General features: G+C 33.7%; 20 protein-coding genes. 12 read left to right on the top strand and 8 right to left on the bottom strand.

The window, feature by feature from the left end; translation table 11 throughout:
• Positions 1 to 94 precede the first annotated feature (94 nt).
• The 4 genes from gldG to AP058_RS06180 are packed head-to-tail and all read right to left on the bottom strand — an operon-like array spanning position 95 to position 3729.
• Positions 95 to 1780, bottom strand: coding sequence for a gliding motility-associated ABC transporter substrate-binding protein GldG (gene gldG, locus AP058_RS06195; RefSeq protein ID WP_066307948.1), 1686 nt, complete (start codon positions 1778 to 1780; stop codon positions 95 to 97).
• On the bottom strand, positions 1780 to 2505 hold the full coding sequence (gldF, locus tag AP058_RS06190) for a gliding motility-associated ABC transporter permease subunit GldF (protein ID WP_066307946.1): 726 nt from the start codon (positions 2503 to 2505) through the stop codon (positions 1780 to 1782). The genes gldG and gldF overlap by 1 nt, the downstream gene beginning before the upstream one ends.
• A gap of 47 nt (positions 2506 to 2552) precedes the next feature.
• A complete protein-coding gene (locus AP058_RS06185) occupies positions 2553 to 2849 on the bottom strand; it encodes a putative quinol monooxygenase (protein ID WP_066307943.1) in 297 nt (98 codons plus the stop codon).
• A gap of 49 nt (positions 2850 to 2898) precedes the next feature.
• A complete protein-coding gene (locus AP058_RS06180; protein WP_066307940.1) occupies positions 2899 to 3729 on the bottom strand; it encodes an S-adenosyl-l-methionine hydroxide adenosyltransferase family protein in 831 nt (276 codons plus the stop codon).
• A 183-nt stretch (positions 3730 to 3912) separates the two neighbouring features.
• On the opposite strand from AP058_RS06180, the gene AP058_RS06175 reads away from it, so the two are divergent.
• The 3 genes from AP058_RS06175 (at position 3913) to AP058_RS06165 (ending at position 7051) form a co-directional block, all read left to right on the top strand.
• Entirely contained in the window at positions 3913 to 4863 is a 951-nt protein-coding gene (locus AP058_RS06175) for a PhoH family protein (protein WP_066307938.1), read from the top strand.
• A 200-nt stretch (positions 4864 to 5063) separates the two neighbouring features.
• Complete coding sequence (locus tag AP058_RS06170; RefSeq protein ID WP_066307930.1) at positions 5064 to 5900, top strand: Cof-type HAD-IIB family hydrolase; 837 nt, start codon at positions 5064 to 5066, stop codon at positions 5898 to 5900.
• A 197-nt stretch (positions 5901 to 6097) separates the two neighbouring features.
• Positions 6098 to 7051: a phosphoribosylaminoimidazolesuccinocarboxamide synthase gene (locus AP058_RS06165; RefSeq protein ID WP_066307927.1), complete on the top strand. Its 954-nt coding sequence runs from the start codon at positions 6098 to 6100 to the stop codon at positions 7049 to 7051.
• Between the two features lie 74 nt (positions 7052 to 7125).
• Here AP058_RS06165 and AP058_RS06160 read toward each other — a convergent pair whose 3' ends face one another.
• On the bottom strand, positions 7126 to 7806 hold the full coding sequence (locus AP058_RS06160; RefSeq protein WP_066307924.1) for a Crp/Fnr family transcriptional regulator: 681 nt from the start codon (positions 7804 to 7806) through the stop codon (positions 7126 to 7128).
• A gap of 206 nt (positions 7807 to 8012) precedes the next feature.
• Between AP058_RS06160 and AP058_RS06155 the strand changes: the two genes are divergently transcribed.
• From AP058_RS06155 to AP058_RS06120, 8 genes are all read left to right on the top strand, one after another.
• Positions 8013 to 10394 (top strand): heavy metal translocating P-type ATPase metal-binding domain-containing protein, encoded by a 2382-nt coding sequence (locus tag AP058_RS06155; protein WP_066307922.1) that lies wholly within the window; start codon positions 8013 to 8015, stop codon positions 10392 to 10394.
• Between the two features lie 116 nt (positions 10395 to 10510).
• The gene (gene ccoS / locus AP058_RS06150; RefSeq protein WP_066307919.1) at positions 10511 to 10702 is read left to right on the top strand and encodes a cbb3-type cytochrome oxidase assembly protein CcoS; all 192 of its coding nucleotides are present in this window, start codon (positions 10511 to 10513) and stop codon (positions 10700 to 10702) included.
• Between the two features lie 2 nt (positions 10703 to 10704).
• Positions 10705 to 12891: a cytochrome-c oxidase, cbb3-type subunit I gene (gene ccoN, locus AP058_RS06145; protein WP_066307916.1), complete on the top strand. Its 2187-nt coding sequence runs from the start codon at positions 10705 to 10707 to the stop codon at positions 12889 to 12891.
• A 6-nt stretch (positions 12892 to 12897) separates the two neighbouring features.
• A complete protein-coding gene (locus tag AP058_RS06140) occupies positions 12898 to 13077 on the top strand; it encodes a cbb3-type cytochrome c oxidase subunit 3 (protein WP_066307915.1) in 180 nt (59 codons plus the stop codon).
• 16 nt (positions 13078 to 13093) lie between these two features.
• Entirely contained in the window at positions 13094 to 13969 is an 876-nt protein-coding gene (locus tag AP058_RS06135; RefSeq protein ID WP_066307914.1) for a cbb3-type cytochrome c oxidase N-terminal domain-containing protein, read from the top strand.
• Between the two features lie 69 nt (positions 13970 to 14038).
• The gene (gene ccoG, locus AP058_RS06130) at positions 14039 to 15457 is read left to right on the top strand and encodes a cytochrome c oxidase accessory protein CcoG (protein WP_066307908.1); all 1419 of its coding nucleotides are present in this window, start codon (positions 14039 to 14041) and stop codon (positions 15455 to 15457) included.
• Between the two features lie 103 nt (positions 15458 to 15560).
• Positions 15561 to 16010 carry a FixH family protein gene (locus AP058_RS06125; protein ID WP_066308297.1) on the top strand — a complete coding sequence of 150 codons (450 nt, stop codon included), beginning with the start codon at positions 15561 to 15563 and terminating at the stop codon, positions 16008 to 16010.
• 33 nt (positions 16011 to 16043) lie between these two features.
• Entirely contained in the window at positions 16044 to 16745 is a 702-nt protein-coding gene (locus AP058_RS06120; protein WP_066307906.1) for a sulfite exporter TauE/SafE family protein, read from the top strand.
• 86 nt (positions 16746 to 16831) lie between these two features.
• Here AP058_RS06120 and hemN read toward each other — a convergent pair whose 3' ends face one another.
• The 3 genes from hemN to AP058_RS06100 form a co-directional block, all read right to left on the bottom strand.
• The gene (gene hemN / locus AP058_RS06115; RefSeq protein ID WP_066307904.1) at positions 16832 to 18196 is read right to left on the bottom strand and encodes an oxygen-independent coproporphyrinogen III oxidase; all 1365 of its coding nucleotides are present in this window, start codon (positions 18194 to 18196) and stop codon (positions 16832 to 16834) included.
• A gap of 628 nt (positions 18197 to 18824) precedes the next feature.
• Entirely contained in the window at positions 18825 to 20453 is a 1629-nt protein-coding gene (locus AP058_RS06105) for an acyl-CoA carboxylase subunit beta (protein ID WP_066307901.1), read from the bottom strand.
• Positions 20454 to 20714: 261 nt separating this feature from the next.
• Positions 20715 to 22376: a beta-N-acetylhexosaminidase gene (locus AP058_RS06100; RefSeq protein ID WP_197413386.1), complete on the bottom strand. Its 1662-nt coding sequence runs from the start codon at positions 22374 to 22376 to the stop codon at positions 20715 to 20717.
• Positions 22377 to 23350: 974 nt separating this feature from the next.
• Between AP058_RS06100 and AP058_RS06095 the strand changes: the two genes are divergently transcribed.
• The gene (locus AP058_RS06095) at positions 23351 to 26638 is read left to right on the top strand and encodes a TonB-dependent receptor (RefSeq protein WP_066307899.1); all 3288 of its coding nucleotides are present in this window, start codon (positions 23351 to 23353) and stop codon (positions 26636 to 26638) included.
• The last annotated feature ends 3 nt before the right edge of the window (positions 26639 to 26641 follow it).

Raw genomic sequence — 26641 nt, 5'->3', positions numbered from 1 at the left:
AATATTTAACTATATTTAGTTTCTTTTTGCCGAACTAAGATAGGTTACAAATATATCGTAAACAATCCTAGTATCGAAAATTTTTTATTAACACTTACCGTGCATATTTTCTTTTACGAAGAAAGGTAAACAGAAGTCCGAAAAGCCCTAAAATAGCGATTGGAAGCCCGATAGTTAGGATTTGCGTTTGCGTATAGTTTTCGTAAACTTTCTGTTTATCGAATAATGGCAAATCGAGATCTTTACTTCGAATGTTAATAAGTCCCGTATCATCTAGCAGATAATTGACGCAATTAATCACAAAATCTTTGTTGTCGTATAAATTACCAGAGCGCTGATCGTAACCTAATTCTACTGGCATTCCGTCTTTATCCAATTGATTTTTGATGATATCTCCATCTGAAATCACAATCATTTTTGTTGATTTTCCTTCTTTCAGAAATTCACTTTCTACAAATGGTAGAACTCTATTTTCATAAACCGATTTAAAGTTGCCTTCCAATAAAACTGCCATTGGTAAATTACCAGTATTAATGTAATGATTTGGCGAAGTTTCTTCGGCAACGATATTTAGATTTATTTCGGATGGTGTTCCTACTTTTTTAGAATATTGAGATGATTGCAGTAAGACTGTTTTCTTGATTCCGTTTTTTAAAGTATCAATCGGATTAGCAAAATCGAACTTAATACCGCCCAAATTTTTTACAATTGGATGTGGCGTTGTTGGATAAATTTGAGGAGCGAATTTCCAGTTGAAATCTTGGTACTGGGTTGCGCTTCCTTGTTCACCAGTCGCTAATTTGATAGGGCTACCTTGTTCGTCTTTTACTAAATCGGGCGTAATTCTAAATCCGTATTTAAAGAACATGTCGTTCAAATTTAAGTCTTTAGGAAAAGCCAATGTCGCCCCCGAATTATTGTACAAGCTATCCATTTCGGCAGTTACTTGGTCAATAAGCCAAAGCGTTTTTCCGCCACTCATGATAAACTGATCTACAACTTGCTTCTCTTCGTCGCTAAAAGCTTCTGTTGGTTTAGCAATAATCGCTAAATCGTAGTCCTTTAGCGCTTTTAAAGTTCCATTTGGTTCTTTAGCAACTGAATCTAATGTAAAAGGACCAATGTGATAGCTTTCACGAATTTGCATTAAAAACTTCGCCATATAAATTTCTCGAAGTTCACCGTTTCCCTTGATGATGGCTACTTTTTTCTGTTTTTCGGTACTAAGTTTATAAATCGCATCAGCAATAGAATATTCTAAATGTTGAACGGAACCAATTACTTTTTGTGTAGTTGAAGCGCCCATCATATTTTTAAGTAAAGGAATATTTACCTCTTTGCCATTGTAAACCGCAATTGCCCACGGAAAAACCATGGCTTGCGACTGTTTACCTTTATCATCTACTGTAATGTTTACAGGAGTTAAACCTTTGCGATACAGTTCTTTAATTAAATCTTGACTTTCTTTTTCGTTTTCTAAAGGATCTACAAATTCAAACACAATACTACGATTGTACGCTTGAAATTCTTCTAGTAGTTGTTTGGTTTCCAGTTGTAATCGACGGAATTCTGGTGGTAGATCACCTTGCATGTATATTTTTATCGAAAGCGGATTTCTAACTTGGTCGATAATTTTTAATGAAGTTTCTGATAAAGTATAGCGCTTGTCTTTTGTTAAATCAAAACGATGAAAAACATAAGAACCAGCAAAATTTAGTGCGATTAAAATTGCAATCACAATAAGTAATGATTCGATATTTTTTTTGGAAGAAGCTCTCATTACTTTTTAAATGATTTTAATTGAAAAACGGTCAACGAAAGAAACAATATGGCAATGCTTGCAAAATAAATTACATCACGAGAATCAATCACACCTCGGCTCATGCTCTTATAATGATCCTGCATTCCGATAGCTGCAATAGGTTGTGACAAACCAGAGATAACGCTTGCTAATCCATCAAATCCAAAAAAGAGAAAGAAGCACAGAAATACCGAAATAATAAAAGCTACGATTTGATTTTCAGATAAAGTAGAGGTGAATATTCCGATGGAAGAATAAGCTGCGATCAAAAACAAAAGCCCGAAATAAGAACCAATTGTACTTCCCATATCAATATTTCCTTCGGGCATTCCTAAATCTGAAATTACTTTCACATATATAAACGTTGGAATAATCGCGATTACAATTAATAAAAATGAACCTAAAAATTTACCATTTACAATTTGCCAAATAGACAAAGGTTTTGTCAATAAAAGTTCAATAGTACCTTGTTTTTTTTCATCCGAAAAACTGCGCATCGTAACGGCAGGAATTAGAAAAATTAAAATCCAAGGTGCTAAGGAGAAAAACGGATTCATATCGGCAAATCCAGAATTTAAAATGTTATAGTCTCCTTCAAAAACCCATAAAAATAATCCGTTGCTTATTAAAAACAAGCCTATAACTAAATAGCCAATGGGCGAGCCGAAAAAAGATTTTATCTCTCTTAAAATGATTGATTTCATTTATTATTTTTTAATCGTTGATTTGTTTTGAATTTAGAAAATCAAAACTATGTTAAACTAACTAATTTATCAACACTCCACGCTTCGGGCTTCTCGTTGAATAGTTTTTTGGTAAAGCTCCAAACTGATTTAAAAAGTTCAGACTGTCTGTAGTTTTCTAAGTCAGCTTCAGTTTCCCAATAGCTGTATGTAAAAAAGATATTTTTGTTGTTTTTGTCTTGGTACAATTCTAAAAAACAGTTGCCAGGTGCGTTTCTAATTTTTTCTTTAACTGATTCGAAATTTGCAAGAAAATCAGGTATTTTTTCTTCTTCAAAACTCATTTTTACAATACGTACCAGCATAATTATTTGTATTCAATTGGGTTGCAAATGTATTTTATTTTAATGAAAATTAATTCGAAAACTGAATTATAATTGGGTCTCTGTAATTTAGTCCTAACAAACTATTTGCCGATCCAACAGTGGCAGGATTACTTCTAAAAATAGCGATTTCGAGAAAGCCTGCTTCATTAAAAATGGCTAGTTTTTCGCCTTCATAAGTTTTTATCGGATATTTATTTGACGAAGCAATTGCCGAATAATTGGGTAATATTGTCTTAATGCTTCTTGGTTTCATCACAATTTCATAACTACGTCCTTTAGCCACTTCGATAAATTGCTTTTTAGAAATATTGGTGACTACGTTTCCTAAATGATCAATATAAATGACACATCCTTTTAAGCTGTTGCCATCATTGCCCACTACCGATTGCAATTCGGTAATTTCTTTAATATTTTGAATGTCTTTGCCAATAACATTAAGTGAACCACCCTTTGCTAAGTGGCAAGCTACTTTTACGAAAATATCCAAATCGGTAAAATCAACCGGAAAACGATCGTGAATGTTAATAGTTACAATTTTTTGCGGCGTAATTTTTTGCGTGAGCATACTCAAGATACCATTATCGGCGCAGATAAAAAAGTGATCGTTCCATTGCATAGCAATGTGCTGATTTTCTTTGTTTTTTTCGATGTCGACACCAATTAAATGAACGGTTCCTTTGGGAAAGCTCAGGTAAGAAGCACCAATTATATAACAAGTTTCCATGGCATTGAAGGGATCGATGTCGTGGGAAATGTCGATAATTTTGGCCTCATTAAGCTCGGAAATAATCTTCCCTTTTAATGCGCCAACAAAGTGGTCTTTTAAGCCATAATCGGTAGTGAGCGTAATTATTGACATCATTTTGTTTATAACTATTGGTAGTATTTAAATCGAATTTTTATTAAATTTGAGAAATGCAAAGCTAATAAATAGGTTTGCAAAAATGCATTAATCGAAAAACAAATTCCATATTTGGAGTAAAGATACCCGACAGCACGCTAATTTTTAAAAAGATTTTATTTTAATTTAAAACTACCTCATTTGAACGAAAGAATAATCGAGCTCATAGACATCGCTCCAAAAGAATTCTGGGGCGCTCAAGACTCTCATCTTGAAATTATAAAAAAGTACTATCCAAAGCTGAAGATTGTAGCAAGAGGTACAACTTTGAAAGCTTTTGGCGAAAAGGATGTTTTAGACGAATTCGAAAAACGATTTCAACGATTGATGTTGCATTTTACCCGATACAACACCATTGACGACAACGTAATTGAACGCGTAATTATGAGCGATGGTCGGGAAGATAAAAAAGCATTTGACCACGACAAAGTATTGGTACATGGTGTAGGAGGTAAGCTGATTAAAGCGATGACGCCCAACCAGCAGTTGTTAGTAGATACCATTAATACTAACGATATGGTATTTGCTGTGGGACCAGCAGGAACTGGTAAAACGTATACTGGAGTTGCCATGGCGGTAAAAGCCTTAAAAGAAAAACAAGTAAAACGTATCATTTTAACTCGCCCAGCGGTAGAAGCAGGAGAAAATCTTGGATTTTTACCAGGTGATATGAAAGAAAAATTAGATCCGTACATGCAACCACTTTATGATGCTTTGCGAGATATGTTGCCCAATGAAAAATTGGAAGATTATATTTTAAAAGGTGTTATTCAAATCGCTCCATTAGCATTTATGCGTGGTCGAACGCTAGACAATGCCTTTGTAATTTTGGATGAAGCGCAGAATACAACTCATTCGCAAATGAAAATGTTCTTGACACGTATGGGCAAAAATGCCAAGTTCATGATTACTGGAGATCCAGGTCAAGTCGATTTGCCGCGTCGAACAATTTCTGGACTTAAAGAAGCGTTACTGGTTCTTAAAGATGTAGAGGGAATTGGTTTAATTTATTTGGATGATAAAGACATTGTTCGCCATCGTTTGGTGAAAAAAGTGATTGATGCCTACAAACAAATCGAAAATAACGATTAAACTTAATCGTAAAATTGCACTAACATTCGCTGTAAAGGATTCTGGTAAGAGTTTTTGCAGCGAATGTTTTTTGTTGCATCAATCTGTAAAGTTTTGTTAATCAAATAGTAAAACTTTGCTTTTTTAAGATTGAAAAACAGTTATTCTTTGTTAATGGAAAAGCAATTTTGTAATTTTGCCATTCAATTTGATATAAATTTATGACTACCGATTTTAGCAAGATAAAAGTAATAATAAGTGATTTAGACGGGACCTTACTAAATCAAGAACATAAAATTTCTGATTACACCAAAAAAAATTTCAAAGAATTACACGACAAAGGCTATTTAATTATTGTTGCCACGGGTCGCCATCATATGGATGCTATGGCAATTCTGGATACTTTAAATATTCCTATTTACTTGGTTAGTTCTAACGGAGCTCGAATTCATGCTCCAAATCGAGACGAACTGTATTCTTTTAATTTAGAAAGTGATGTGGTAAAAGCAGCTTTAGATGTAGATATTGATCCAGAGATTACTGTTGTTCTTTTCAAAGAAAATAGCTGGCAGACCAATAGAGTTAACGAAAAGATAAACAGTTTTCAGACGGAATTAAAGTATCTCCCTGAATTAGTTGACTACAAACAATTAGATGATTTTACCGCAATTAAAATTTTCTTTTCGCATGAAAACCATGAAAAGTTAATTCATTTAAAAGACACTATTATAGCTAAAGGCGCCGATTCATTGCATCATGCTTTCAGTTTGCCAACTTGTTTAGAGTTTATGGATAAGTCGGTTGACAAGCGATTTGCAATTGAAAGAGTTCTTGAGAAAGAAGGGTTTACAATGCAGGAAGCTATGGCATTTGGAGATGGTTTTAATGATTTACAGATGTTGTCTTCAACCGGGGTAGGACTTATTATGGGAAATGCTCCTCAAAGTTTTAAAGATGTTTTGCCACAGTTAACCATAATCGGTACAAATGCAGACGACGGTGTGGCGCAGTATCTTTTTAAAAATTTGGTAGCAGTTTCTGAAACGATTGCCAATTGATGATCAAGAATTTTTTAGAAAACTGAAAGATATATAAATTTTTAAAACCTCAAAACCTATAATTTTGAGGTTTTTTTATTTTTATTTTTTTTAAATCAAAAATTTATCACTTTTATTAATCGCAACTGTATTTTTCATGATGTAACTCTACGAAATAGTTTTAAATTTGCATACAAAAAACAAACACAACGATACTAATGAGTAATACAATCACCACTACTGATTTTAATTTTCCAAATCAAAAATCGGTTTACCGAGGAAAAGTTAGAGAAGTTTATAATATTAATGACGAACTGCTGGTTATGGTCGCAACCGACAGACTATCTGCTTTTGATGTTGTTTTGCCAAAAGGAATTCCATATAAGGGTCAAATTTTGAATCAAATTGCAACTAAATTCATGGAATTAACGCAGGATATTGTTCCGAATTGGTTGATTGCTACTCCAGATCCAAGTGTAGCTGTTGGTCATTTGTGTACTCCTTTTAAAGTCGAAATGGTGATTAGAGGGTATCTTTCGGGTCATGCTGCGCGTGAGTATGCTGAAGGGAAAAGAACTATTTGTGGTGTCGCAATGCCAGAAGGATTAAAAGAAAATGATAAATTTCCAGATGCTATTATTACGCCAACAACAAAGGCTGACAATGGTGAACATGATGCTGATATTTCGCGCGAAGCAATTTTATCTACCGGAATTGTTTCTGAAGAAGATTATGTGATTTTAGAAAAATATACAAGAGCACTATTTCAAAGAGGAACAGAAATTGCCGCTAGTCGAGGTTTAATTTTAGTAGATACTAAATATGAGTTTGGAAAAACAAAAGAAGGTGTAATTGTTTTAATTGATGAAATTCATACACCCGATTCGTCTCGTTATTTTTATTCTGAAGGATATCAAGAAAGACAAAATAATAACGAAGAACAAAAGCAACTTTCCAAAGAATTTGTGCGTCGTTGGTTAATTGAAAATGGTTTTCAAGGGAAAGAAGGTCAAGTAATTCCGGACATGACCGATGCTTACATTGAAACCGTTTCTGAACGGTACATTGAATTATACGAAAAAATATTAGGCGAAAAATTCGTAAAAGCAGATATTGCTAATATCGAACAAAGAATTAATACCAACGTTTTGAATTATTTGACTCAAAAATAAATCAAAATTTTAATTATAAAAAAACGCAGTATCAATTGAGATGCTGCGTTTTTTATGAATATATAAGTTTAAAATTATTCTGCCATTTTTTGAAGTTCACGGCTATTTTTGATGATTATTTTTTTACCAGCAATTTCAATTAATCCTTGCTTTTTAAAATCAGACAACAAACGAATACAACTTTCAGTTGCCGTACCAATAATGCTTGCTAACTCATCGCGTGAAAGCTGAATGCTTAGCGACTGGTCGGTTTCTAAGCCAAAGTTATCTTGTAAATATAATAGAGTTTGAGCCAAACGTTCTTTAACCGTTTTTTGCGCCATGGCAACTTTATCGTTTTCTGATTCTTTTAAGTCTTCGCAAATAGTTTGCATCAAACTCATAGAAAATTGATTGTTAGTATTAAAAAATCCCAACATTTCTTTTTTCGGAATGTAACACACTTCCATGTCAGAAATTGCCTTGGCACTCAAATTAGCGGGCTCGTTACTAATCATAGAGCGTTGTCCGAGCAATTCGCCAGATTTAACCAATTTTACAATTTGGTCTTTTCCATTTGCGCTTAATTTAGATAATTTTCCAACACCATTTTTCACACAAAAGACACCATTGGTTACTTCGCCTTCCTCAAAAAGCGCTTCTCCTTTTTTTATCGTCAATGTTTTTTTACTATTGGCTAACTGAATAACTTCTTCTTTGGTCAAAGCCTTTAAAGAGGTTAATTGTCTAACAATACATTGATCACATTTATTCATTTGTTGGTGGAAAAATTAGCTGCAAATTTACGGATAATAAAGATGAAAGAATAATATAATCACTTTAAATTGAGTTAAATGTTTTTAACTAAAATTGTGTACTTTATATTTATTATATCAGTTTTAAATTCGGAGCTTTGTGACAAATATCATGTAAAGTTTAAAGCCAAATTTCGAAATTTGCAGCGTAAAAAGTATTTCAATTTATGAATAGTCTGAATTGTTTTCATTGTGGATTAATAATTCCAAAAAATGATCTTATTGTTTTTGATGACAAGAGTTTTTGTTGCAACGGTTGTAAAACAGTGTACGAAATTTTTAGCGTAAACGATTTAGGCTCTTACTATGATTTTGAGAATGCGCCAGGAGCAACTCCGCTGGATATTCAAGGTAAGTATGACTTTTTGGATAATGAAACGATTGTTTCAAAATTACTTGAATTTCAAGAAGAAAACATTGCAATTGTATCATTAAATATCCCGCACATTCATTGTAGTTCTTGTATTTGGATTTTAGAGAACCTGAATCGGTTGCAACCAGGAATTACTTCTTCTCAAGTTAATTTCCCAAAGAAAACAGTTCGAATTACATTCAACTCAACCAATCTAAAACTAAAGGAAATTGTATATCTTTTGGGTGCAATTGGCTATGAACCTTACATAAGTTTAGATAATTACGAAACAGGAGCTAAGGATGTAGATCGCGTTTTGATCTATAAATTAGGTGTTGCTTTTTTCTGTTTTGGAAATATTATGCTTTTGTCATTTCCAGAATACTTTGAAGTTAAAGAATTTTGGCTAGACAATTATAAACCTTTTTTTAGAGTATTAATTTTTAGCTTGAGTTTGCCTAGTTTTTTATATTCGGCGAGTGGCTATTACGTATCGGCATACAAAAGCATTAGATCAAGAATGCTGAATATTGATATTCCTATTGCTTTAGGAATCATTGTAATGTTTGTGCGCAGTACTTTTGATTTTGTTATGGGTTACGGCTCTGGTTTTTTTGATAGTTTAACAGGCTTAGTGTTTTTTATGCTACTCGGAAAAATGTTTCAAATTAAAACCTACAGCTTCTTAAGTTTCGAAAGAGACTTTAAATCTTATTTTCCAATTGCTGTTACCAAAGTGTCGGAAAATCAAAAAGAAGAAAGTATACCTATATATGATATCGTAAAAGGCGATCGTTTGTTAATTCGAAATCAAGAGCTAATTCCGGTAGATGGTATTTTAATTAGTGAAAGCGCCGCAGTTGATTATAGTTTTGTGACAGGTGAAGCAGTTCCTATTACAAAAAAATCAGGCGATAAAGTTTTTGCTGGAGGAAAACAAATTGGAAAAGCAGTCGAAATGGAAGTATTGCATTCTGTGTCACAAAGTTACTTAACACAATTGTGGGGAAATGCAATTTTTCAGAAAGATGTCGAGCGCAAACATAAAACATTGACGGATCAAATTAGTCGCTATTTTACGCCAATATTATTAATTATCGCTTTTGTCAGTTTTGGATATTGGATATTTATTGATGCCAATACCGCTTTTAATGTTTTTACTGCTGTTTTAATCGTGGCTTGTCCTTGTGCGCTGGCGCTGACAGCTCCATTTACCTTTGGAAATATTCTTAGAATTCTGGGGAAAAGACAATTTTATTTAAAGAACGCCTTGGTTATCGAGCAATTAGCAAAAGTAGATACTATAGTTTTTGACAAAACAGGAACGATTACGACAAATAAAAAATCGAATATTGCGTACGAAGGAACTCCGCTTTCAAACGATCAAATCGAGTTAATTAAGAATGTTGTGCAAGCATCAAACCATCCGATAAGTCGAATGTTATATGATTATTTGCCGGAAGTGAATCGAATAAAATTGGTTTCTTTTGAAGAAATAACTGGAAAAGGAATTTTAGCTTCAACTGAAGAATTTACATTTAAGTTGGGTTCTGCTGAATTTGTTCACAGTAGTACAGAAAACAACTCGTTTCAAACTACCTTACATATTCAGATAAACGATACTTATTATGGTAAGTATATTTTTAACAATCAATATCGAGATGGATTATCTGACTTATTTACTACATTAAGTGAGAAGTACGAACTTAAAGTTTTATCAGGAGATAATTCCGGCGAAACGGAAACATTAGAGCAACTTTTGCCTAAAGGAACGCAATTGATTTTTAACCAGAAACCTGAACAAAAATTAGATTTTATTAAATCACTTCAAGAAAATGGTAAGAACGTAATGATGGTCGGCGATGGTTTAAATGATGCTGGAGCTTTGGCGCAAAGCAATGTGGGAATTTCGATTTCTGAGAATGTGAATGTCTTTTCGCCAGCTTGTGATGCCATTTTAGATGCTGGTCAGTTTAAGAATCTCAACAACTACTTAAACCTTTCTCATAATGCAACAAAAATTATAAAGATGAGTTTCGTGATTTCACTTTTATATAATGTTGTTGGTCTTTCATTTGCCGTCACGGGTAATCTCTTGCCTCTGGTCGCAGCCATTATTATGCCTCTAAGTACGGTGACTATAGTTTCTTTTGTTACTTTAATGAGTAATTACTACGCTAAAGTCAATTTAAAATAAGTAAAATTTGTTCAGTCAATTATATTTTCTATTTTTATCGGAATAGGTCATTATGATAATTGTCATATTTTAAAAGAATTCCAAAAAGTAACTTTGTTCACTCAATTCACTAAGTCATGAGCGTTATTTATTTATTAATTATTGTTAGTATTATTATTGCAATTGGCTTCTTTATAGCCTTTATAGTTGCAGTGCGATCTGGGCAATACGATGATGATTACACACCTTCTGTCAGAATGCTTTTTGACGATGAACTAAAACCCAACCCAAAAAATAAAATACAAACAACAGAAGAAAAACAAATCTAATTATGGAAATGCAACAATTTTATTACGACAACAAAATTGTAAAAAACTTCCTCTACGCCACAATAGTGTTTGGTGTAGTGGGAATGTTAGTTGGTCTTACACTCGCTTTTTTATACCTTTTCCCAAATCTTACCGATGGTATAGCGTGGTTAAGTTATGGTAGGTTAAGACCGTTACACACCAATGCAATAATATTTGCCTTTGTAGGAAACGCCTTTTTTGCCGGAATGTACTATTCTATGCAGCGTTTACTAAAAGCCAGAATGTACAGTGATTTTTTAAGTAAATTACATTTCTGGGGATGGCAGTTAATTATTGTTGCTGCTGCAATTAGTTTACCATTAGGACACAGTTCTAGTAAAGAATACGCAGAACTAGAGTGGCCTATCGATATCGCAATTACTGTTATTTGGGTAGTAATGGGTATCAATATGATTGGTACAATGATGCGTCGTAGAGAGCGTCACTTGTATGTAGCAATTTGGTTTTACCTTGCAACTTTTGTAACTGTTGCTGTTTTACATATCTTTAATAACCTTGAATTGCCTGTTTCAGCAATGAAAAGTTATTCGATTTACGCAGGTGTACAAGATGCATTGGTGCAATGGTGGTATGGACATAATGCTGTTGCGTTTTTCTTAACGACTCCGTTTTTAGGATTAATGTACTATTATGTTCCTAAAGCTGCCAATCGACCTGTGTACTCTTATCGCTTATCAATTATTCACTTTTGGTCTTTAATTTTTATTTATATCTGGGCAGGACCACACCATTTGTTGTATTCTGCTTTGCCAAACTGGGCGCAAAATTTAGGAGTTGCTTTTTCAATTATGCTATTAGCTCCTTCGTGGGGAGGTATGATCAACGGATTATTGACATTAAGAGGTGCTTGGGATAAAGTTCGTGTAGATCCTGTTTTAAAATTTTATGTAGTAGCAATTACTGGTTACGGTATGGCTACTTTTGAAGGACCAATGTTGTCTTTTAAAAATGTAAATGCTATTGCGCACTACACAGATTGGATTATTGCACACGTTCACGTTGGTGCCTTAGCTTGGAATGGTTTCTTGACTTTCGGTATGATCTACTGGTTGATTCCACGACTAACTAAAACAGCATTGCACTCTATCAAATTGGCTAATTTCCACTTTTGGATTGGTACTTTAGGAATTATATTGTATACAATTCCAATGTACGTAGCAGGTTTTTTACAGGCTTCTATGTGGAAACAATTTAATCCAGACGGTACTTTGACCTACGGAAACTTCTTAGAAACAGTTACGCAAATTATGCCAATGTATTGGATGCGTGCTATTGGTGGAGTATTTTACTTAATCGGTATGCTTGTATTAGTATATAACGTGATTCAAACTGTTCGTGCAGGAAGTCGTGTTGAAGACGAATTGGCAGAAGCACCAGCTTTAGAAAGAATTAGTAGTAATAGATTAAAAGGTGAAAAATACCATTCGTGGTTAGAAAGAAAACCAATCCAATTAACAATATTAGCAACTATTGCTATTTTAATTGGAGGAGTGATACAAATCGTACCAACGATTATGGTTAAATCTAATATTCCAACCATTGCGAGTGTAAAACCATATTCTCCATTGGAATTAGAGGGTCGAGATTTATACATTCGTGAAGGTTGCGTGGGTTGTCACTCACAATCAGTTAGACCTTTCCGTAGTGAAGTTGAGCGTTATGGACCACAAGCAAAAGCGGGAGAGTTTGTATACGACCATCCATTTTTATGGGGATCAAAACGTACAGGTCCAGATTTACTGCGAGTTGGTGGAAAATACAACGACAACTGGCACTTTAATCACTTTTGGAATCCGCAAAGTATTTCAGCTGGATCTATTATGCCAGGATACAAATGGTTGTTTGACAACAAGCCAATGGATATTTCTTTAACTCAAAGAAAAATGAGAGCCATGGTTACGCTTGGAGTACCATACACTCCAGAAGAAGTTGAAAATGGTCTTATTAATTTAAGAGCGCAAGCAATTGCAATCGAGAAAAATTTAGAAAATGACCCCGATTACGTGGCTAGTTACGAAGACAGTAAGAAGAAAGCAGCTGCACGTGGAGAAAAATTCGTTCCTATGAACGAAAGAGAAATTGTAGCGTTGATTGCTTACATGCAACGATTGGGAACTGATATTAAAGTGAAAGACAACGTAAAATAATACATTATGTTTGAACAAGTAAAACACAACATGGACACAATTGCGGGAATAGAGATATTCCCGATTCTCTCACTATTAATCTTCTTTATATTTTTTGTTTGCCTTGGTATTTGGGTTTTCTCTTATAAGAAAGAAAAAATTGAGGAGATGAGTCAAATTCCGTTAAACGACAATCCAATTGTATAATTAAAAACAATTCAAAATGAAAAAATTATTCCCAGTATACGTTAGAGTACCGCTCATTTTATTTGTCGTTTTTGGCGCATTGGAATATTTTATAGATTCAGGCAGTCAGCCAGCTTTTATTAGATATCCGATGGTAAGTTTATTTTTATTAGTATTCTTATTTTTATTAATTGCGATCGAAATTACCGTTAAAGCTATTAGTCAAATTACCTATGCTTTACTTAGCGAGGAGCAAAAAGCGCAGTTAGAAATCGATAATAGTATTCCATTTACCGAAAAGGAATGGTATAAAAACTTGATGCGTCGTTTAACTAAAACGGAGCCGATGGAAAATGAAGCTAGTTTATTAATGCATCATGATTACGACGGAATTAAAGAGTTAGACAATAACTTGCCACCTTGGTGGACGTATTTGTTTATTGCTTCTGTTATTTTTGCTTTCATATATATGATTCAATATGAGCTTTTAGGAGCTGATAATCAAGAAGACGAATTGCGAATAGAATTAGCGCAAGCTAAAATTGACGTAGCAGAATATATGAAAACTGCTCCAGATTTAATGGATGAAAAAACAGTTGTAGCACTTACAGATCCTGCAGATATAGATGCTGGTAAAGCTCTTTTTGCTGCCAATTGTGCTGCTTGTCACAGAGCAGATGGAGGTGGACAAATTGGACCAAACCTTGCAGATGATCATTGGATTTTAGGTGGTGGAATAAAAGAAATTTTTCATACTATTGCCAACGGAGGACGTGATGGTAAAGGTATGATTGCTTGGAAAGCTACTTTAAAACCAAAAGAAATACAAAAGGTATCTAGTTATATTTTAGCATTAAAAGGGAGCAATCCTGAAAATCCAAAAGCTCCAGAAGGAGAAGTTTGGGTAGAATAACACTAATGAAATTTTGATGATTCAACAACTGTTGTTGCTTAAAAGCGCAACAGTTAAACAATTAATACCATGTCAAATTTGCCAGACGAAGCGTTTAGAGATACCATTGGAACTTTAGATAGTGAGGGAAAGAGAAAGTATATTTTTCCTAAAAAACCATCGGGAAAATATTACGATTATAGGAAATGGGTTAGTTATGTCTTATTATCAATATTCATTATTTGTCCATTTATAAAAATAAATGGCAATCAGTTTATGTTGTTCAATATTATGGAGCGCCGTTTTAATATTTTCGGTTTTCCATTTTGGCCACAAGATTTCTATCTCTTCGTATTGTCAATGCTGGTCGGTGTTGTTTTTGTCATACTTTTTACAGTTGTTTTTGGCCGTATATTCTGTGGTTGGATTTGTCCTCAAACCATTTTTCTAGAACTTGTTTTTCGACGCGTTGAATATTGGATAGACGGTGATCATGGTGCGCAAAAACGTTTGGCAAAGCAACAATGGAACGCTGAAAAAATTAAGAAAAGAGTCTTTAAGTGGTTTATCTTTTTTCTGATTTCTTTTGTAATCGCAAATGTGTTCTTAGCTTACTTAGTGGGTAGTGATCAATTGTTTTTAATGATTGAGCAAGGTCCAGTAGACCAATGGAGCAATTTTGTCGCACTTCTTATTTTTACTGGAGTTTTCTATTTCATTTTTGTTTGGTTTAGAGAGCAAGTATGTATTATTGCTTGTCCTTACGGCCGTATGCAAGGTGTATTATTGGATAATAAATCGATCAATGTAGCGTACGATTTTGTACGTGGGGAGAAAGAGGTCGGACGTGCGCGATACAACAAGCAGGAAGATAGAGATGCCTCGGGGAAAGGAGATTGTATTGACTGTAAACAATGCGTACATGTTTGCCCAATGGGAATTGACATTCGTGATGGGGTACAATTAGAATGTACCAATTGTACTGCTTGCATAGACGAATGTGACGTTATAATGGAAGGTATTGGATTGCCAAAAGGCTTAATTCGATATGCGACCGAAGATGAAATTGTTAAAAAAGAGCCTTTTCAGTTCACTGCACGTATGAAGGGGTATACCGCGATGTTGGTAATTTTGATGGGAATTTTAGTGGGAACTTTATTTTTAAGAAATGATGTGGAAGCTCTTGTTCTGCGTTTACCAGGGCAGTTGTTTGAACATAAAGGCGAAAATATTAGTAACATTTATACTTATAAAATTATAAACAAAACAATGAAAAATTATACCGACATCCATTTTGAACTAATTGATCAGAAAGGAACAATTCAGAATGTCGGAAACACACATTTTTTTGTTAAGAAAGAAGGAATGTCACAAGGAACTTTGTTTATTGAAATAAATCAGGCTTTACTGGAAAGTGACAAAACAACAGTAAAAATTGGTGTTTACAATGGAGATCAATTAATTGAAACTACGACTACAAACTTTTTAGGACCCCGAAGTTTTAATTAAAGAATTGGTTTTGTAATCGTTACTTTACAAAACGGTTTTTAAAATTATATTGTTGACTGCGATAGGTTTACATTTACCAAGATTAAAAAATAAATATACAGCTATGAAAATTAATTGGGGAACAGGAATCGTGATTGCTTTTGTTTTGTTTATATCATTCATTTTGTATTTTGTATTAAAAGTACAATCAGATTCGAAGTATGACAATGATTTAGTAGTGGAAGATTATTATGTACATGATATGGGATTTAGTGATGAAATGAAGCGAGTGCAAAATGCTCACGATTTGAAAACAAGACCAGAAATTAATTTGACTGATGCTGGAGTAAAAGTTAGTTTTCCTGAAAGCTTTAGTGAGAAACATATTAAAGGAACTGTTACATTATATCGAGCATCCAATAAAAAACTAGATTTTGTCTCAGATATTAAATTAGAGAACTCAACTATGTTAATTACGGATCAAAAACTAATTCAAGGTGTTTGGAAAGTAAACATGGAGTGGGAGTATGAAGGTAAAAAATACTTGACAAAAGAAGAGATTTACGTTCACTAAAGAAGCTATACAGTATTTTAAAAAACAAATGCAATGTTATATTCGGCACTTATATTTGGTCTGATAAGCAGTTTTCATTGTTTAGGTATGTGTGGTCCCATCGCTATGATGTTGCCAGTTGATCATCAAAATAAGAGTAAAAAAGCCTTACAAATTGTAACTTATCATATTGGCAGGCTTTCAGCTTATGCTCTAATTGGATTAGTTTTTGGATTAGTAGGTAAGGGACTATTTGTCGCCGGAATTCAGCAAAAACTATCTATTTTTATAGGAATCGCGATCATTGTAGTGATTTTAGTTCCCGAAAGATCTTTGGCAAAGTACAATTTTTCAAAACCTGTTTATCGTTTTATTTCTAAGATTAAAGCTCGATTAGGTAGTCAATTTAGAAATAAAAGCTACCGTTCGTTATTTACCATCGGATTGCTTAATGGATTTTTACCTTGCGGCATGGTTTACGTAGCTCTATTTGGCGCAATGGCTATGCAGAGCGTCGCTTATGGAACTTTGTATATGATTTTGTTTGGTTTAGGAACTATACCGTTAATGACATCTGTGGTTTACATTAAAGAATTTATATCTATTTCTTTTCGAAATAAAATACAAAAAGCAATTCCGTACATCGGTGTAGTGATCGGAATCTTATTTATACTGCGTGGATTAGGATTAGGAATTCCGTATGTATCGCCTTCAAACATGAGTTTATTTCTACAAGAAACTCCTAACTGTAAATAATAAAACGCGCTGTTTTAAAAAATATACTAATTAAAAAGCGACTAAGATAAATGAATACTTCACTTATCTTAGTCGCTTTTCTTTTTTTAAATGGTCATTGAAAACAATTGTGTATCTGGCATTTTCCTTTTCAGATGTAAATCAAAAGCCATACATACGTTACGCACAAATGCTTTTCCAGCTTCTTTGACTACAATTGATTCAGTACCAATCTCAATTAAACCGTCGGCTTCCATTTCTTTTAATTGTGCTATAATTTCTGGTATTTCAGTTACTTTTTCAGCAGTACCTTCCCAAGAAGTTTCTAAATTGCACATTAAATTAAGAATGTGCTTGCGAATAATTAGATCTTCTTCATTCAAAATATGTCCCTTAATTATAGGAATTGAATCGCTTTCTAATACTTTATAATATTCATCAATGGTTTTTACATTTTGACCAAAACTGTACCAAGAATCGCTAATGGAAGAAACACCTAAACCAATCATTACTTGTGTTTTAGAAGAGCTGTAGCCCATAAAATTTCGGTGCATTTCTTTGTTTCTAGCTGCTTGATGTAAAGTATCCGAAGCCAAGGCAAAGTGATCCATTCCGATTTCATCGTATCCAAAATCGGCTAATAACTTTTTACCTGTTTCGTATAATTTTCGTTTTTCATCGTCTTTAGGAACATTCTCATCACTAAAGCCGCGTTGGCCGTTTCCTTTAATCCAAGGCACATGCGCGTAACTATAAAAAGCCAATCGGTCAGGCTGCAGTGATTTTGTTTTTTCGATTGTATCAATAATATCCGTTAATTCCTGAAAAGGTAAACCAAAAATCAAATCATGACTGATGGATGTATACCCAATTTCTTTGGCCCAAAGGGTAACTTTAGCTACATTATGAAAGGGCTGAATTCTGTTGATTGCTTTTTGTACTTTGTGCGAGTAATCTTGCACACCAAAACTAACACGTCTAAAGCCTAAGTCGTACAATGTTTTTAAATGATCATAGGTGGTGTTGTTAGGGTGACCTTCAAAACTAAACTCGTAATTGGGTGCTTTTTCGGCTTTTAGAAAAATTCCATTCAGCAAATTTTCTAAATTAGTTGGCGAAAAAAAAGTAGGTGTTCCTCCACCTAAATGTATTTCTTTGATAATAGGTTTTTCCTCTAAAACAGCACAATACAAATCCCATTCTTTTAACACTGCTGTGATATAGGGATCTTCCACTTCATGATTTTTGGTAATGCGTTTGTTGCAACCGCAAAAAGTACACATGCTTTCACAGAAGGGAAGATGAATATATAAACTGATTCCGTCTTTCGAATTGCTCTCTATAAATGATTTTTTTAAGGTCTCAATCCATTTGTCATAGCTAAAATCTAATTCATTCCAATAAGGAACTGTTGGATAACTTGTGTATCGTGGACCAGGAACATTGTATTTTTGAATGAGAGAGTTTTTCATAACTACTTGAAATTTAGACTAACAAAAATAATTTGATTTAAGGAATTTTAAAATGATATATGTCATATTATCGCTAATAAAAAAAGAGACCTTAAGTCTCTTTTAAATTTTTATTGCTATTTTAATTATTGTTCCATTTTGAAATAGTAATCAGCAGCATTTTTGCTGCTAACGTAAAAGAAGCTATTAGTGATACAATCAAACTTTCTGAAGTTCTATTTCCTAATACATTTACAACCACAGGACCTAATATAGTAGGTAATTGAGCAGCAGTTGTTCAGCGAGTTAGTAAACCAAAAGCACTTATAATTCAGCCAATCATATGTACTTGAGCAATATATGCATTAAAAACATTCCTCGTCCATGATGATCAATTGTCGAAAGTAAATCTTGTACATAATATGCATTAGTTAAAAGCGAGATTCCTTTCAAAAACAAAAATACTCCAAAAGCTATCTGAAATAAATCTAAAGTCAAATAAGTGCGCGCATTCGCCCCTTTATTCATTCTTTCTACATTTTCCATGACAATTGACTTTCAATTAGCTGCTACTAAGTTGTTGATTTTTATATATATGTCTTTTTTTCTTATGTAAAAATAATTAGATAAATAATTTACTAACTCACACTTAAACCTGAAGTACGCCCATATTAAAAGGTTTTAAAATAGGAGCATGGTTGGCTGCCTCGATTCCCATAGAAATCCAAGTACGAGTGTCAAGTGGGTCGATAATTGCGTCGGTCCAAAGTCTAGATGCAGCATAATAAGGAGAAACTTGTTCATCATATTTAGCTTTTATTTTCGCAAACAATTCAGCTTCTTTTTCTTCATCGACTACTTCTCCTTTTGCTTTTAGCGACGAGGCTTCAATTTGAGCCAGTACTTTGGCCGCTTGTGTTCCGCCCATAACGGCAAGTTCAGCACTTGGCCAAGCAAAAATTAATCTAGGGTCGTATGCTTTTCCGCACATAGCGTAATTTCCTGCTCCATAAGAATTACCTATAATTACGGTAAATTTGGGTACAACAGAATTACTAACAGCATTGACCATTTTAGCACCATCTTTAATGATTCCGCCATGTTCAGATTTACTTCCAACCATAAATCCGGTTACATCCTGTAAAAATACCAATGGAATTTTCTTTTGATTGCAATTGGCAATAAAACGAGTTGCTTTATCGGCACTATCAGAATAAATTACACCGCCAAATTGCATTTCTCCTTTGGCCGTTTTAACTACTTTTCTTTGATTTGCTACAATTCCAACTGCCCAACCGTCGATACGTGCATAACCGGTAATTAATGTTTGTCCGTAGCCTTCTTTGTACGCTTCAAATTCAGAATTATCAACTAAGCGTTTGATAATTTCCATCATATCATATTGTTCGTTTCTAGCTTTAGGCAAAACGCCGTACATTTCTTCCGGATTTAGAAGTGGTTTTTCAGAAGCCACACGGTTGTATCCTGCTTTATCGTAATCGCCAATTTTAGATATAATATTTTTAATTTTATTTAAAGCATCAGCATCATCTTTGGCTTTGTAGTCGGTAACACCTGAAATTTCACAATGTGTCGCTGCTCCACCCAAAGTTTCATTGTCGATTGATTCACCAATAGCCGCTTTAACCAAATAGCTTCCAGCTAAAAAAATACTACCTGTTTTATCAACAATTAATGCTTCGTCGCTCATAATTGGTAAATAGGCGCCACCAGCAACGCAGCTTCCCATAACTGCAGCAATTTGAGTAATTCCCATACTGCTCATTAAGGCATTATTTCTAAAAATGCGTCCAAAATGTTCTTTGTCTGGAAAAATTTCATCTTGCAAAGGCAAATAAACACCTGCACTATCTACCAAGTAAATAATTGGCAACCTATTTTCCATAGCAATTTCCTGCGCACGTAGGTTCTTTTTCCCTGTGATAGGAAACCAAGCACCTGCTTTTACGGTCGCATCATTAGCCACAACAATACATTGTTTTCCTTGAATGTATCCAATTTTAATCACTACACCACCAGAAGGACAGCCGCCATGTTCCGCATACATTCCGTCGCCAACAAAAGCACCAATTTCAATACTTTTAGCATCTGCATCTAGTAAAAAATCAATTCGTTCACGAGCTGTCATTTTGCCCTCGTTATGCAATTTTTGGATGCGTTTTTCACCACCTCCCAATTTTACTATTTTAAATTTTCGACGTAAGTCAGAAAGCAACAATTTATTGTGATCTTCGTTTTTATTGAAGTTTAAATCCATAATATCTCAGTTTATTGTAAAATTATTGGCTAATTTACAAAATCTGTTTGTAAAATTATGGAATATTCAATATGGATTCAAACTAATATTTTAGAGAGATGACTTTAATTTATTGGAGATATTTCCAGTTAAAAAGCAAAATCTTTTTAAATCTAAAGAATTTCTTAAAAACTGAAAAGCCAGCACTTTTGGAGCACTGGCTGTTCTATGCATTAAATCTCTTAAAAGGCCCGACTACATTTACAGACTTGCTATTTAATTCTAGTAAACGGATTTTTTATAATACTTAGGATGAAATCGGATTCCATTGGCTTTCCAGTGGTCGTAGTGAGCTTGATTTAAACGTTCGATAAAACGATCAAAATTTTTATTTCTTGGAGTAGACCATAAATTTTCGGCAAATGCAGGCATTCTGGGCAGTAACATATATTTTAAATGTTCGGTCGAAGAAATAAATTCAGTCCAGATGGCAAATTGCCCACCGATGATGTATTTTGCTTCGTCGGTAGAAAGTTCGGAAGGAATAAGCGGATAATTGTATACTTTTTCTAAAGTATTAGTGCTATATATTTCGCCAAAGGGCTCATTTTTTGGTTCCTCTTGTACACGATTAAAATATAAAGGATTATTTGGCGCCATGATTACTTGTTGTTTTAATTTTGCCGCCTCAATTCCACCTTTTTTACCGCGCCACGACATAATTGTTGCGTTTGCAGGCGCTCCACCTTCTAGAATCTCATCCCAACCAATAATTTGGCGGTCATTCCTTTCTAAAAATTTTGCCATCCGTTTGATAAAATAACTTTGCAGCTCATCTTCGTCTTTTAAGCCATGCTCTTTTATTGTCTGCTGGCATCTAGGGCATTTTTTCCAGTACGATTTATCGACCTCATCGCCACCAATATGAATGTATTTTGATGGAAATAATTCTATTACTTCTGTGAATACGTCCTCTAAAAATTTAAAAGTTGACTCTTGGCCCGCACAATAATTTAAATTGATGTTTTCTGGTTTTACGACTCCATTCCATAAAGTAGAATTAGGAGATTCTTGTTGGTGCTTTTCGCAAGAGAACTCAGGATAAGCAGTCAAAGCGGCACCAGAATGTCCTGGAATATCAATTTCTGGTAGTACTGTAATATTTCGATCTTTTGCATAAGCCACCACTTCTTTTATTTGTGATTGCGTATAGAAGCCACCATATTGATAGGGTTCGCCATCTAATTTTTGCGTGTAAGTAGAATCTTTTTTATAGAAAATACTGCCTGGAATTTCAGTACGCCAAGCACCAACTTCTGTTAATTTTGGATACTTTTTTATTTCTAATCGCCAACCTTCGTTATCAGCTAAATGCCAATGAAATACATTTAATTTATAATAGGCCATTAAATCCAACAACTCTTTAATAGTGTTGACATTATAAAAATGTCTGCTTACGTCCATAACCATTCCACGCCATGCGATATTTGGTTTATCAGTAATATCTATATTAGGAAGTTGAATTGGAGTTTGGCTATTGTTGGCCACGATGTACTGTAATAGTGTTTGTCCACCGTAAAATAAACCTGCGACAGAATTGGCTGAAATACTAATTTCTGTCGATGAAATACTTAAAAAATAGCCTTCTTCTCCCAAATTTGCGTTCTGTTTTGTTAGCAGTTCGAGATAAATATTTTTCGTTCTTTCTTTTCTTGAAGAAATAACAACAGCTGTTTGAGATTGGATTTTACTACTTAAATAGGAGACTAACTTAGCGCCGTCAGTCTTAGTTAAACCTTTAGTGCTCATACCGACTTTGGTATCAAAAGAAAAAGTTCCCGCTACTAATACTAGATGCTCGGGAGCTGGAATTATCTGAGCATTACAGTAAATAGTGCTCGTGATAGTCATGAATAGGAGTAAATATTTTTTGATATTTTTCATTAGCGTAAATTTTTTGATTGTGATGATGGTCAATCAGTCTGTAAATCTTGTTTTAGATTATAATGCAAATTTGGCCTTCTCAAAAATATAAAAGTTTAGCCTTAAAACATATCAGTACCTACTAGTTATTAAATTATAAGAAAAAACCTATGTGCTTTGCAACAATTATTTATTTATTTAATTTATTATATAATTATAAATTAAAATTTCAGAATTACAATATTTCTAAGGATCAACATAATAAATAAAGTTTTTTGTTGAAATAAAAATTACTTATGCATATAAAATAATAATGCAACGCTCGACTAACTAAGAGGAATCTCTTGTATTATAAATTTTCAACTTATGCAGTAATTCTATTACTACGATCTCTAATGTGTTTTATATTTCTAGTACTACATAATCATTGAATAATTTGCGATAAAAATCAAAAATAAAGACGCTTTTTTTGTAGTAATTTTTCGTTTTTGATGAAAGAGATTAGCTTTAAACGTTACGGATTAGAGTATTCATTTTTGCTTTAAAGAATAATTTATGATGCATTATTTCATAATAAGATGAATATCAAATACTTTTTTCTAGAGTCAAACTATCTTTAATTAATACTATAATTTTTCGCTATGCTAATTAATTTCAATACATCGTTTGCGAAAGTTAATACTGATTTTTATCAATTTAAATACATTTATCGCACTTATATCTTTTTTTAATTATATAATTATTAATAAAAACTGGTTGGGTTTGGTCTAGTTTTTAAAAAATGACTTCTATTTTTGAAATTATTATCATTTTAAAATTTAAGACTACCGAGATTAATTAGTAACCAAACCAATAAAATATGAAAAAGGAAAAAAAGTTTTAAAAAAGCAGCAAAAAAAAAGAAAGCGTTTATCCAACGTTCTCCTACTGAAAAGTTGCTGTCAACAGATAGTAACTTATTTTAAAATAGTCATGAACTAACAAACAAACTAACCATGGTTAAAAAAAATAATAGTAAAACGATTTTTAATACTAAAAAGATCGTGTTCCTTCAAATTGTTCTGGGGTCTCTGATCGTCAGTTCATCGTATGCTGGTACTAGCGACGAAGGTTCACTTTTAGAAAAATATTCTTTACGTACTACGGAGACGAAAAGTGTAACACATCTAAAAATTGAGAATAAAAGTAGCATTGCTTTTGAAAAAATAACAGGTACAGTACTTGACGAGCAAGGATTGCCCCTTCCAGGAGTTAATGTTATTAAGAAAGGATCTCAAGATGGAGTAGTTACCGATTTTGATGGAAATTTCGTAATTGATGCTACAAAAGGACAGACTTTAATTTTTTCTTATATGGGTTTTGTCAATCAAGAAATTCAAATAAAAGATGCTAAAAATATTAAGATCACTTTAATTTCTGAGGCTCAACAGATGAACGAAGTTGTAGTTGTTGGATATGCTACAAAATCAAAAAGAAGTATTACTTCTGCTGTTTCATCAGTGAATTTGTCTGGTACTGCAGATATTCCTGTTTCGTCTATTTCTCAGGCATTAAGTGGTAAAGCAGCTGGACTAAACGTTAATTTGAATTCGGCACAACCAGGCGGAAATATTACCTTTCAAATACGTGGTTCTGCTACAGGTCGTTCTCCTTTAATTGTAATTGATGGTATGCCAACATCAGACTTTAGTCCTGCTTCTGCTGGAACTTTTGGAACTGGATCAATTGATGCGGTATTAGGAACATTAAATCCTTCGGATATTGAGTCGATTGATATTTTGAAAGATGCTTCTGCTACTGCTATTTATGGTTCTAAAGCTGCGGGAGGGGTAATACTTATAACTACAAAACAAGGCAAAAAATACGGTGAAAAAGGCTATAGTGTTGATTTGAATATTAGTTCAGGTCAGCAAAAATTTTATGAAATTCCTACTATGCTAAACGCGGTAGATTATATGACTGAAACCAACCGAGTAAAAAAAGAACAATGGTTGTACGAAAGTAGAGATGGTGTTTACAGCACTGTCCCTAAAGGCGGAAACTGGTCAGCTCCAGGAACATATATTCCATATTATAATGATGGCATAATTGCTGAATTTAGAGATGGAACGCGTAGAGGAACTGATTTTGTGGATCAAGTTACGAGAGTTGGTGCTGTTCAAGACCTTAATCTTTCTATAAGTGGAAACAGTAAAAACACACGTTTTTTCTCTTCATTTAGTGCATACGATCAAAAGGGAATTATAAAAAATAATAATTTAAGTAAGTATAACGGTCGTATTAATATAAACCAAAACTTTGGTGAGAAACTCAGCGGAGGAATCAATCTCACTTTTAGTCAAATTAACTCTGATAATGTACAAATTGGAAACGGTGGTTTATATGAGAACAGCGGAATTTTATTAAGTGCCTTACAGTTTGATCCAACTTTACCAGTGCGAAATGAAAATGGAGAGTTTCAAACAAATACTAGACAATCTAACTTTCCAAATCCAGTATCTTATCTTGATATAACGAACGAAACTAAAGTTGAGCGATTCTTAAATACAGCACATTTAAAATACGATATTTTGCCAGACTTATTTGTAAAAACGCAAGTTGGTTTTGATAGAACGCAGGGTAGAAGTTATGGATATTTGCCCACCTCTACAATTGCAGGAAAAAGCTACAATGGTCGTGCAGACAGGGGAGAGAATATGGCTTCCAACTATCAGTTTCAGTTTTTGGCAAATTACACGAAAACAATTAATGAGAAACACCACATTTCCGGATTGTTAGGTACAGAATATATGAAATATAAGTGGGAAGGAATGGGTATTACTGCGACCAATTTTCCATATGATGGAGTACTTTGGAATAACTTAGCTTTAGGTGCGAATCGTCCTACCGTTTATTCTAACGGAGGTTCTAGTGAAACAACGTCTTATTTCTCACAGCTGAGCTATGATTTTGATTACAAGTATTTTATAGCGGCAAACTTTAGAGTAGATGGATCGGCGAATTTCTCGCCTGAATCACAATACGGATTTTTTCCAGGAATATCTGTTGGTTGGGATGTTTCAAGAGAAGATTTTATGAAAAATACAGAAGGATGGCTAAGCCAATTAAAATTACGAATTGGTTATGGAGAAACTGGAAATGATAACATTGGTTCTGCTTTTACTGATTGGTATGCTCCTGGAGCAAATACAATGTGGGGTGGTTCGGTTATTTCTGGAGTGAGATTAGCGGGATTAGGAAACCCAGGTTTAAAATGGGAAAAACAAGTGGACGTGAACGCTGGTGTAGATTTCTCTCTGTTGAATAATAGAATTGTCGGATCTGTAGATTATTTTAATCGTGTTGTTAGCCGCATACTTGGAGAACGCAACTTAATTAGTTCTAATCCTGTAAATAAAATATTTTACAACCTAGATGCCGAAAAACAAACCTATGGTACTGAAGTAACTCTTAATACAAAGAATATTGTTAGTAAGGACTTTAGTTGGAATTCTTTAATAACGTATACTTATTATAGAGACAGATGGTTAAAACGAGATCCTAGTTATGTATTAGGAATCAATGAATCACAAAAACAATTTATAGGTGAAATATGGGCTTATAAATCTGATGGCTTGGTTCAACCAGGTAGTACAGATCCATTAAATAACATTCCTGGAACTGTAAAAATTAACGATACTAATGGATTTTTATTAGACGCATCTGGTAATAGAGTAGTAAATGAAAATGGTCAACCTCAGTACTCTGGTGTTTCTGATGGTAAAATTGATGCTGCCGATTTAGTAAAAGTTGGTGTTAATACACCATATACACTTGGTTTTAGTAATACATTTAAATACAAGAATTTTGATTTATCAATAGATACCTATGGTGTATTTAACAGATGGAAGGTCAATGAAACGAAAACTTCATTAGGTGGACCTAATGTCTATGGTATCGTGTCTATAGGAACCAATCTTTTAGAAGAGACAAAAGACCGTTGGAATAGTGACAATCAAGAAGGATCTGGTGTTTCTGCACTTCAAAATTATGCAAAAAACGGAAGTGGCGATTTTTTCTTAGAAAAAGCATGGTTTATACGTGTTAGAACAATCTCTTTAGGTTATACTTTGCCTAGTGGAACTTTAGATAAATTAAAAGTAAATAAATTGAGAATATACGGTAACGTACTTAATCCATTTTTATTTACGCCGTATTCAGGTATGGATCCAGAGACTGATAGTTATGTAGCTGCTTATCCAAACCAACGTACTTTTTCATTGGGACTTCAAATTCAATTTTAAAAA

Origin of the sequence: Flavobacterium sp. TAB 87 (genome assembly GCF_001529295.1) — a bacterium.
Classification (GTDB): Bacteria; Bacteroidota; Bacteroidia; order Flavobacteriales; family Flavobacteriaceae; genus Flavobacterium.
Note: the sequence above shows the minus strand (reverse complement) of the source record. Positions and strands in the feature narration are given on the sequence as shown.

Coding starts and splice junctions, on each gene's coding strand:
- gldF (WP_066307946.1), bottom strand. CDS start 2,505: ATGAAATCAATCATTTTAAGAGAGATAAAATCTTTTTTCGGCTCGCCC.
- AP058_RS06180 (WP_066307940.1), bottom strand. CDS start 3,729: ATGTCAATAATTACGCTCACTACCGATTATGGCTTAAAAGACCACTTT.
- AP058_RS06160 (WP_066307924.1), bottom strand. CDS start 7,806: ATGAATAAATGTGATCAATGTATTGTTAGACAATTAACCTCTTTAAAG.
- AP058_RS06165 (WP_066307927.1), top strand. CDS start 6,098: ATGAGTAATACAATCACCACTACTGATTTTAATTTTCCAAATCAAAAA.
- AP058_RS06140 (WP_066307915.1), top strand. CDS start 12,898: ATGTTTGAACAAGTAAAACACAACATGGACACAATTGCGGGAATAGAG.
- AP058_RS06100 (WP_197413386.1), bottom strand. CDS start 22,376: ATGAAAAATATCAAAAAATATTTACTCCTATTCATGACTATCACGAGC.
- ccoS (WP_066307919.1), top strand. CDS start 10,511: ATGAGCGTTATTTATTTATTAATTATTGTTAGTATTATTATTGCAATT.
- AP058_RS06105 (WP_066307901.1), bottom strand. CDS start 20,453: ATGGATTTAAACTTCAATAAAAACGAAGATCACAATAAATTGTTGCTT.
- AP058_RS06170 (WP_066307930.1), top strand. CDS start 5,064: ATGACTACCGATTTTAGCAAGATAAAAGTAATAATAAGTGATTTAGAC.
- AP058_RS06185 (WP_066307943.1), bottom strand. CDS start 2,849: ATGCTGGTACGTATTGTAAAAATGAGTTTTGAAGAAGAAAAAATACCT.
- AP058_RS06125 (WP_066308297.1), top strand. CDS start 15,561: ATGAAAATTAATTGGGGAACAGGAATCGTGATTGCTTTTGTTTTGTTT.
- AP058_RS06120 (WP_066307906.1), top strand. CDS start 16,044: ATGTTATATTCGGCACTTATATTTGGTCTGATAAGCAGTTTTCATTGT.
- AP058_RS06135 (WP_066307914.1), top strand. CDS start 13,094: ATGAAAAAATTATTCCCAGTATACGTTAGAGTACCGCTCATTTTATTT.
- ccoG (WP_066307908.1), top strand. CDS start 14,039: ATGTCAAATTTGCCAGACGAAGCGTTTAGAGATACCATTGGAACTTTA.
- gldG (WP_066307948.1), bottom strand. CDS start 1,780: ATGAGAGCTTCTTCCAAAAAAAATATCGAATCATTACTTATTGTGATT.
- AP058_RS06155 (WP_066307922.1), top strand. CDS start 8,013: ATGAATAGTCTGAATTGTTTTCATTGTGGATTAATAATTCCAAAAAAT.
- hemN (WP_066307904.1), bottom strand. CDS start 18,196: ATGAAAAACTCTCTCATTCAAAAATACAATGTTCCTGGTCCACGATAC.
- ccoN (WP_066307916.1), top strand. CDS start 10,705: ATGGAAATGCAACAATTTTATTACGACAACAAAATTGTAAAAAACTTC.
- AP058_RS06095 (WP_066307899.1), top strand. CDS start 23,351: ATGGTTAAAAAAAATAATAGTAAAACGATTTTTAATACTAAAAAGATC.